Genomic DNA, 7,795 nt, shown 5'->3' on the forward strand with positions numbered 1-7,795 from the left:
CCCCCCACCCGAGTCGATGTAATAGCGCGGCTCCTGGCCCGCGCCAATACATCGACCCGGGCGTCAGTTGTCTCGACCCGAGCGTCAGTCATCTCGACCCGGGCGTCAGGAACCTCGACCCGGGCGTCAGTTACTTCGTGACCGCGAAGGTGCCCCTGGCCCCGCGCTCAGCGTCGGTCATGATGTGGTTCACGATCGAGTAGTGCCCGGCCGCGGGGAAGGTCAGCTCGACGAAGCCGCCCTGGGCGGGCAGCAGGTCGAGGGCCTGGGAGCCGCCGGAGTGGTAGTCGGGCGGGTCGAGCGGGCCGCGGCCGTCCTTGAGCAGGTAGGTGCCCTCCTTGTAGACGGTGTCGAACTGGGTGCCGACGACGTGGAAGGACAGCGGCCGGTTCGGGCCGATGTCGAGCACCCAGATGCGCACCCGCTCACCGGCCTTCGCGGCCAGCGGCCGGTCGACGTACTGGTTGACGAAGCCGTTGAACATCAGCGCGTCCGGCTGGTCGGCGGCGACCTTCGCCGCGTTGACCGGGTCGCCCTGAGCGCCGAGGTAGAGCTCGGACTGGCTGAGCACGTACGAGTGGTCGACCTTCGGCAGGCCCGGCGGCTCGATGACGATCGCGCCGGCCATGCCCGCGGCGATGTGGGTCGACATCGGCATCGTCGAGCAGTGGTACAGCCAGATGCCGGAGCGCTTCGCCGTGAACCGGTAGACGAGGGACTGGCCGGGCTGCAGGGTGCGCATCGGCAGGTCGGGCGCGACCTCGCTGGCGTGGAAGTCGACCGAGTGGCCGATGGTGCCCTTGTTGACCAGGGTGACCTCGAAGGTGTCGCCGACCCGCCCGTGCAGGACCGGCCCGATCGAGGTGCCGTTGTAGGTCCACCGGACCTGGCTGACCCCGGGGGCCACCTCGGTCTTGACGTCCTCGGCGGTGAGGGTCACCTTGTGGACCTTCTCGTCGCGCAGCGGCGGCAGCACCGGGTCGTATGCCGTGAAGCCGGCCGGCCACTGCTTCATGAAGTCGATCGCGGGGCTGGGCCCGGTCGCGTCGGCGTGCGTCATCCCGGGCATCATGGCCCCGCCCGAGCCGCCCCCGCCCGACGCGGACCCGGCCGCGCTCGAGCCGGTCACGTCGACCTTGAAGACCATGCCCAGCTGCCGGTGCCCCACGACCGAGCACCAGCCGTCGATGGGCGCGCTGACCACCCCGACATCCACGGTTGCCTTCTCGCCGGGGGACAGCCGCGGGCTCTTCGCGCCGTTGGCCAGGACCAGGTCGTGGATGTCCGTCGAGTCGGTGTTGACCAGGTCGATGACGAGCTTGTCGCCGGCGGGCACGGACACCTGCGCCGGGTGGAAGCGCATGTCCTTTGCCGTGACGGTGACCGTCGTGGTGTGCCCCGTCGGGGTGACCTGCGCGGCCACCGGGCCCTGACCTGCCGCGGTGGTCAGCCCGGCTGCGGTGGGGTCGAGCCCGACCCCGAGCGTGGCGCCGACCGCGATGACCGAGACCGCGGCGATCAGCTGGGGCCGCGACCACGTCCGGGGGGAGGTGTCCACGTGGCGCACGCCCGGGGTCGCCGGCTGCTTCTCGAGGGCCCGCTTCGCCTTGACCGAGGCGATGATCCCGCGCAGCAGCACGGGGATCGACACCGCCAGCGCCACCAGGGTCACGACCGACAGGACGACCCGGACCAGGCTCGGCACCGGCAGCAGGCACAGGGCCAGCCCGAGGTTGGCGACCGCGACGCGCCAGGTGCTCCACCGGTCCAGCTCGGCCATCCCGGCGCGCAGCACGGACGGGCCGCCGCCGATGACCACGGGCAGCAGGTAGCTCAGCGCCCCGAGCAGCACCTGCAGGGCGAAGCCGACGACGAAGATCGTCGTCAGGATGCCGTAGTGGTCGGACAGGGCCGCCCAGGAGCCGCGCGTGGCGAGCGAGAACGCCATGAGGCCGAGACCGATCGGCAGCCAGACCAGCCCCGCTCCGGCGGACATGGTCGGGAACGCGGCCGGCGGACGCTGCCGGGCCGAGGTCAGGATCGGCCGGTAGACCCAGAGGGTGCCCACGAGGTAGGCGACGATGCCGGCCGCGCCGAGCACCTCCGAGCCGAGCAGCGGGCCGCCGATGGCCAGCAGGAGCCCGACCCCGAGGATCGGCAGCGCGTGCGTCGAGGCGGACTCGGCGTTGGGCGCCATCCGGGTGCGCAGCATCGTGGGCCACAGCGTGACGAGCGTGCCGAGCACGGTCAGCCCGATCCAGCCGAGCAGGTTGGTCATGGTGTGCGCCACGAGCAGCCGCCCGTGCCAGGGCTCGGCCAGCCCACGGGCGAGCAGCACCCCGAACAGCGCCCCGACCGGCAGCAGCAGGGCGGCGACGATGTAGTAGCGCACCGTGATCCGGAACCGCCCGGGCAGGGCGGCCCGCAGCCGCCGCACGAGCATGACCGCGTGCCAGAGCACCGCGCCCGAGATGAGCGTGCCGCCGGCGATCGTCAGCGGCCAGATCGCGGTCGGCACGCCGACGAAGACGGCGATCGCACCGACGTGGAAGATGCCCAGCCGGATCGACTGGACACGCCGCTCCTCGAACCCGGCCCGGGTCTTCAGCAGCGCGTCGGTGAAGTGCACGCTCCACACCATCGCCGAGTGGGTCACCGCGCCGAGCACGACGAGATGGACCATCAGCCACCGCGAGGACGCGAAGAACGGGTGTACCAGGCTCACGACGAGCGCGACGAGGAGCCAGATCAGGACGGGCCGGTCGCGCATGAACCACGATCCGCGGGAGTTCATGACGGTCTCCGGGTCGAAGGGGTGAGGGGTATGCCGCTGGGCTGCGTCCCAGCCGCTCGCGCGCTCGCGCGCCGGCCGGCCGGAGCCTTCCGCCGCGGCGGGCCGGCCACGCTGGAGCCGATCGCGACGAGGAAGAACAGCAGCAGGGCGGCCACGTTGATCACCGAGCCGACCTGCCAGACCGGGTAGCGGCCGGCGACGTCACCGACGATCACGCGCAGCACCAGTCCGACGTGCATGAGCACCAGCGGCCCCCACATCACGGCCCGGTAGGGCAGCGGGCGGCGCAGCACGGCCGGCAGGATCACCGGGGCGTGCGCCATGACCATCGAGATCGCGAAGCCGAGCATGACCGAGTGCACGACCAGGTCGTAGGAGGCCCCCTCGGTCTGCGCGCCGCCGACGAGCCAGGCGAGCGCGGCGATGAAGAGCCAGACGTAGCCGCCGAGCAGGGCCGCCGCGCTGAAGCGGGGCAGCCCGGTCGCCCGGATCGTCTTGCGGGCCACGTCGTGCCGCACCAGCCACACCACCAGCGAGGCGGTCACCAGCCCGGTCAGCCGCGCCCCGACGTCGGGCCAGACCAGGGTCGCCACCAGGGTCATGGTCAGCGCCCCGGCGTGCAGGACCAGGGTGCGCCCGCCGGTGCTCGGCATGGCGAGCCGGGCCAGCTCGACCCGCTCGGCGCAGATGGTCAGCACGACGAAGCCGACGAGCCAGGGCATCAGCCACGGGATACCGACCTTGAGCCAGAGGAGCGTGGCGATGGCCAGGTGCACGGCTCCGAGCAGCTCGACGATCACGACGTCGTCGTGGTTGCGCCGCCACAGGGCCGCGTAGACGGCGACGAAGGCCACCGCTCCGTCGAGCAGCAGCAGCTGGCCGAGGGCGAGCGGTGCGGGGGTGAGCAGCAGGATCCCGCCGAGGCCGAGCAGCAGCGGGGCGGCATACCCGAGCGGGTGACGCAGCGCGACGGCCCGCTCCATGGCGATCAGCGTGCCCAGGAACCCGCCGACCATGAGCATCCCGTGCAGGTCGGCCAGGCGGTCCGCCGAGACCGGGGCCCCGACGCCGACGAGCAGGAGGGCGGCATCGACCCCGGCCAGCATCGCGATGCCGGCGGGGACGAGGAAGACGGCGCGGGAGAGGGTCTGGCGGGCGCCATCATTTTTCACGGTGCCAACTGTAGATAACGTGTGCCGCCCCGCCAAACCTGCTGTCCGGCGGCGGCGCAGGCGATGACACCAGAAGGCGAACAGCACCGAACGTGCTCGGACGACGCTACCGAAGCGACTTGTTTTCTCACGGCACTTCCCGTATAAACTACAGCAGGTAGTAACTACAGCGTGTAGTAGAGACTATCCCAGCGCCGATCCCGAGGACACCATGACCGACTTCGACTTCCCTGCCTGGCTGCGCGTCACCCACCTGGTCAACTTCTTCCTCATCGGGCTGCTGCTGCGGTCCGGGTGGCAGATCATCGCCACGCACCCACGGCTCTACTGGCGCAGCGACTGCGGGCCGGGGACCGAGTGGGTGAAGTTCACCAAGCGGGTGGTCCCGCCGGAGGAGGGCGCCTACACCGCGCACGACGACGAGCTGGAGCCGCCCAGCTGGCTCACCCTGCCGGGCGGCCGCAACCCCGGGCTCGGCCGGCACTGGCACGGCTTCTTCACCGTGGCCTGGGTGCTCAACGGCCTGGTCTACGTCGGGCTGCTGTTCGCCACGGGCGAGTGGCGGCGCATCGTGCCGACGTCGTGGGACGTCTTCCCCGAGGCCTGGGAGTCGATGAAGATCTACGCCGGGTTCGGGGTGCCCTCGATCGATCACTTCACGCCCTACGACGCGCTGCAGCAGCTCACCTACTTCGCCGTCGTCTTCGTCGTCGCCCCGCTCATGATGGTGACCGGGCCGGTCATGTCGCCGGCCGTCAGCAGCCGGTTCCCTTGGTACCCCAAGCTGTTCGGTGGCCGTCAGGCGGCCCGCTCCATCCACTTCATCGGGATGGTCATCCTGTCGGTCTTCATCGTCGGGCATGTCGCGCTCGTCTTCATCACCCACTTCGAGCACAACGTCACGAACATGGTCCTCGGCGAGTACGACCCGGCGCGGGTCGCGCAGGCCACCACGGTCATGCTCACCACGATCGCCCTCGTGCTGGTCGCCTGGGTCGCGCTCAGCTACCTCAGCATCCGTAACCGCCGGGGCAGCCAGAAGCTGCTGTATGCCTCGCTCGAGCCGTTCCGCAGGCTGACGATCAACCGGTTCGCCCCGCGCAACCGCAAGGCCCAGCCGTACACGGAGAAGGACATCTCGCCGTACCACTGGACCAACGGGCGTCACCCCGAGCCGGACGAGTCCCCGGAGTGGCACGAGCTGGCCGCGAACGACTTCCGTGACTACGTCCTCGAGATCGGCCCGTCCGACGACCCGGACCGGATCGTCCGGGTGCCGTTCGAGCGGATCAAGGCCCTGCCGCAGCACGAGCAGATCGTCGCGCACGCCTGCATGCAGGGCTGGACCGGCATCGCGAAGTGGAAGGGACCCAACGTCATGGACGTCATGGCCCTGGCCGGCCCGCCACCGGCCGACGCGAAGTACCTGCTCGTGACCTCGTTCGGCCTGGCCCAGCACATGAGCGACGGGCGGCCGCCAGAGCCGTTCTACTCGTGCATCCCGATCGGGGACTGCCGTGAGGACGAGTCGATCTTCGCCTGGTCGATGAACGACAAGCCACTGCCGTGGACGTTCGGTGCACCGCTGCGGCTCCGGGTCGAGTCCTACGTGGGCTACAAGATGGTCAAGTACATCCGCTCCCTGGAGTGGATCGCCGACTACAGCGGCATCCAGGACGGCATGGGCGGCACCCGCGAGGACTCCGGCTACCAGGTGGTCAACGCCCGGATCTGACCGGGCGGCTGGGGCCGGACGGCTGGGGCCGGACAGTGGACACCGTCGTCGGACCGCGCCGCCGGTGCGAGAGACTCGACCGGCAGACTCCCTGCCGGCGGTGGTGCCACCAGCCGGGCCGGGGATCCCGACGCGAAGGAGCACAGCATGTCCCTGGCGACCTCGGCCGTCGAGCGCCTGTCCCGCCTCGCCCTGGGTACGGCGTTCGCCTGGCTCGGCTACGACGCGGCGACCAACCCGGGTGGGCGGGTCCAGCTCGCCGCAGGGCTCGGCGTGCCCAGCCCCGAGGCGGCCGTCCGCCTCAACGGCGGGGCGATGGTCGCCGGGGGTGCCGCCCTGGCGCTGGGTGTGCTGCCCCGGGCGGCGGCCCTCGGGCTGGTCGCCTCCCTGGTCCCGACCACGATCGCCGGCCACGCCTTCTGGAAGGTCGAGGACCCGAAGACCCGTGCAGCGCAGCGGGTCCAGGTGCTGAAGAACATCGGCCTGGCCGGTGGGCTGCTCGCGGTCGCGGCGCGCCGCTGAGCCGCGACCCGGGAGGCCGGAGGCGGAGACCTGACCGAGCGCACGGCGATGCAGCACGGTGACCTGGGGCCCAAGGCGCGCTGGGTGCTGCGCAACGCCCGGGCGTATGCCGCCGACCCGGCACTGCGCGCAGCAAGCGGTTTCGCGGCCGGTGCCGGCCGGGCACCGGCCGTGCACCGTTCCCAGGTCGGCCGTTGGGAGGGTGGCGCCGTCGCCGTGACCCACGACCTGGTCCGACGTTACGAGCAGGTGCTCGACCTGCCCGACGGCCGGCTGCTCGCGGCCGTCGACGTCTTCAGCCGGACGATGCTGCACCCGCCGCCGGTGCCGTTCCCGCTCCCACCGCCCGGGGAGCCCGACGGGGACGAGACCCTCGAGCTGGTCGAGCGGGCCCTCGGCACCGACCGGATGACGGGAGCCGACTGGGACCGGCTCTCGCGAGACCTCGCGCGCCTGCCGCACGTCCTGCTGCGGGCGTGCGACTGGGAGGCGATGCTGCGCCGCTGCAATGCCGAGCTGGGCCTCAGCCTCGAGCTCGACTTCGTCCAGCGCTACAACGCCGCGGTCCGGCTCTCCCGCCACCCGCGGAGCGGGACGGTCGTCGCACGGCTGGCCGACGAGGCGCTGCACGACCCCGCCGAGCAGCTGTACGTCGACGCCGCATCCGTGCTGCGCTACACCGCGCACCCGGCGGTGGTCGAGGTGCTGCTGCACCAGCTGCGGGACCCGACCAACGACCATGCCCTGCGCTCGGCGCTGCTGGCGCTCACCTCGCTCGTGGCCCGCGGCAACGTCACCGGCGAGCGCCTGGCCGAGGCGGTCCGTCTGGCGGTCGGGCACCTGCGGGACACCGACCGCAGCTTCTTGGTACGGCGAGGGGCCGCCAACCTCGTCCACGCCGCAGACCTGCCGGACCGGCAGCGGATCGCCGCGGGCCTGACCGCCGACTCCCAGCAGTTCGCCGCCTCGATCATCGTGGCCGGCCGGGCCCGGCGGGCCGACGACCTGCGCGGCCTGCGCAGCCGGGTCCGGCAGACCCTCGCGCGGACCCTCACGCCGGGCGACCTCGAGGAGCCGGTGCTCGACACCGTGATCGGTGCCGCGCTCGGCGAGACCAACGAGGAGACCAGTGGCAACGCCCTGGCGATCCTGATGCTCTCCCCGCAAGGACCCGTCGTGGGCCGGGCGTACGTCGACGAGCTCGTCGAGGCGCTGCGGTCCGGCGACGAGGTGGCCACCCACGAGTGCCTGGCCGTGCTGTCGTGGCTCATGCAGCCGGAGGCCCTCGACGTGCTGACGGACCTGGCCTGCGACCCCGGCACCGACGACGACGTCGCGTACGCGGCCCTGAACGCGGTGGGCAACGCCGGGGAGCCCGCCGGGGCCGCGCGCCCGGCCCGGGACGAGCGGCTGCGGACCCGTCTCGTCGAGGTGGTCGGGGGTACGACCCGGCAGAGCGGAGCCGAGACGCTCATGCGGGGCTACGCCTACGCGATCGGCATGCGCGGCCGGTACGACCTGCTGGAGGCGGTCCTGCAGGAGCTCGAGGCGGGTCGCCTGCGGGCGGCGTCG

At 71.9% G+C, this 7,795-nt stretch carries 5 protein-coding genes; 3 read left to right on the top strand and 2 right to left on the bottom strand.

The features are described 5' to 3' along the window. Positions 1-130: 130 nt before the first annotated feature. Together WMI84_RS15545 and WMI84_RS15550 are read right to left on the bottom strand one after the other, a co-directional pair. Positions 131-2,794, bottom strand: a complete 2,664-nt coding sequence (locus WMI84_RS15545) for a multicopper oxidase domain-containing protein (RefSeq protein ID WP_347354685.1) — start codon at positions 2,792-2,794, stop codon at positions 131-133. Then, positions 2,791-3,966: a hypothetical protein gene (locus WMI84_RS15550; RefSeq protein ID WP_347354686.1), complete on the bottom strand. Its 1,176-nt coding sequence runs from the start codon at positions 3,964-3,966 to the stop codon at positions 2,791-2,793. The genes WMI84_RS15545 and WMI84_RS15550 overlap by 4 nt, the downstream gene beginning before the upstream one ends. Before the next feature lie 211 nt (positions 3,967-4,177). Between WMI84_RS15550 and WMI84_RS15555 the strand changes: the two genes are divergently transcribed. The 3 genes from WMI84_RS15555 to WMI84_RS15565 form a co-directional block, all read left to right on the top strand. Further along, positions 4,178-5,701 carry a molybdopterin-dependent oxidoreductase gene (locus WMI84_RS15555; protein WP_347354687.1) on the top strand — a complete coding sequence of 508 codons (1,524 nt, stop codon included), beginning with the start codon at positions 4,178-4,180 and terminating at the stop codon, positions 5,699-5,701. Between the two features lie 147 nt (positions 5,702-5,848). Further along, positions 5,849-6,223 carry a DoxX family protein gene (locus WMI84_RS15560; protein ID WP_347354688.1) on the top strand — a complete coding sequence of 125 codons (375 nt, stop codon included), beginning with the start codon at positions 5,849-5,851 and terminating at the stop codon, positions 6,221-6,223. Positions 6,224-6,271: 48 nt separating this feature from the next. Beyond that, positions 6,272-7,795, top strand: a 1,524-nt coding sequence (locus tag WMI84_RS15565; RefSeq protein ID WP_347354689.1) for a hypothetical protein, incomplete at its 3' end; no start/stop codon positions are given.

The sequence above is a fragment of the Intrasporangium sp. genome (assembly GCF_039812505.1).
In the GTDB taxonomy this organism is placed as follows: Bacteria; Actinomycetota; Actinomycetes; order Actinomycetales; family Dermatophilaceae; genus Intrasporangium_A.

Excerpts from the sequence above, each read along its gene's own strand:
- WMI84_RS15545 (WP_347354685.1), bottom strand. The coding sequence starts at position 2,794 with ATGAACTCCCGCGGATCGTGGTTCATGCGCGACCGGCCCGTCCTGATC.
- WMI84_RS15560 (WP_347354688.1), top strand. The coding sequence starts at position 5,849 with ATGTCCCTGGCGACCTCGGCCGTCGAGCGCCTGTCCCGCCTCGCCCTG.
- WMI84_RS15555 (WP_347354687.1), top strand. The coding sequence starts at position 4,178 with ATGACCGACTTCGACTTCCCTGCCTGGCTGCGCGTCACCCACCTGGTC.